Here is a 1,166-nt window from a genome sequence, read left to right as displayed (position 1 = left end):
CACGTCAACGTGGGCACGATCGGTCACGTCGACCACGGCAAGACCACGCTGACCGCTGCAATCGCAACGGTGCTGTCGGCCAAGTTCGGCGGCGAAGCCAAGGCCTACGACCAGATCGACGCTGCGCCCGAAGAAAAGGCCCGCGGCATCACGATCAACACCGCGCACGTCGAGTACGAAACGGCCAACCGCCACTACGCACACGTCGACTGCCCCGGCCACGCCGACTATGTGAAGAACATGATCACGGGCGCCGCCCAGATGGACGGCGCGATCCTGGTGTGCTCGGCCGCCGACGGCCCGATGCCCCAGACGCGTGAGCACATCCTGCTGGCCCGTCAGGTCGGCGTGGGTTACATCATCGTTTTCCTGAACAAGTGCGACATGGTCGACGACGCCGAGCTGCTCGAGCTGGTCGAAATGGAAGTGCGCGAGCTGCTGGACAAGTACGAGTTCCCTGGCGACGACACCCCGATCATCCACGGCTCGGCCAAGCTCGCCCTGGAAGGCGACAAGGGTAAGCTGGGCGAAGAAGCCATCATGAAGCTGGCTGAAGCGCTGGACACGTACATCCCGACGCCCGAGCGCGCCGTGGACGGCACGTTCCTGATGCCTGTGGAAGACGTGTTCTCGATCTCGGGTCGCGGCACCGTGGTGACCGGCGCCGTCGAGCGCGGCGTGATCAAGGTCGGCGAAGAAATCGAAATCGTGGGCATCCGCCCGACGGTCAAGACCACCTGCACCGGCGTGGAAATGTTCCGCAAGCTGCTGGACCAGGGTCAAGCTGGCGACAACGTGGGCGTGCTGCTGCGCGGCACGAAGCGCGAAGAAGTCGAACGCGGCCAAGTGCTGTGCAAGCCCGGCTCGATCAAGCCGCACGTGCACTTCACCGCCGAGGTGTATGTCCTGTCCAAGGACGAAGGCGGCCGTCACACGCCGTTCTTCAACAACTATCGCCCGCAGTTCTACTTCCGCACGACGGACGTGACCGGCGCGATCGAGCTGCCCAAGGACAAGGAAATGGTCATGCCCGGCGACAACGTCAGCATCACCGTGAAGCTGATCAACCCGATCGCGATGGAAGAGGGCCTGCGCTTCGCCATCCGTGAAGGCGGCCGTACCGTGGGTTCGGGCGTTGTGGCCAAGATCCTCGACATCTAAGCCGG

The 1,166-nt window shown here is 63.9% G+C and carries 1 protein-coding gene; it reads left to right on the top strand.

Features of this window, described 5'->3' with window-relative positions:
• On the top strand, positions 1-1,161 hold a 1,161-nt coding region (gene tuf, locus BMG07_RS40665; RefSeq protein ID WP_198089210.1), incomplete at its 5' end, for an elongation factor Tu.
• Between the last annotated feature and the right edge of the window lie 5 nt (positions 1,162-1,166).

The sequence above is a fragment of the Variovorax sp. E3 genome, from assembly GCF_016082275.1.
In the GTDB taxonomy this organism is placed as follows: domain Bacteria; phylum Pseudomonadota; class Gammaproteobacteria; order Burkholderiales; family Burkholderiaceae_C; genus Variovorax.
Note: the sequence above shows the minus strand (reverse complement) of the source record. Positions and strands in the feature narration are given on the sequence as shown.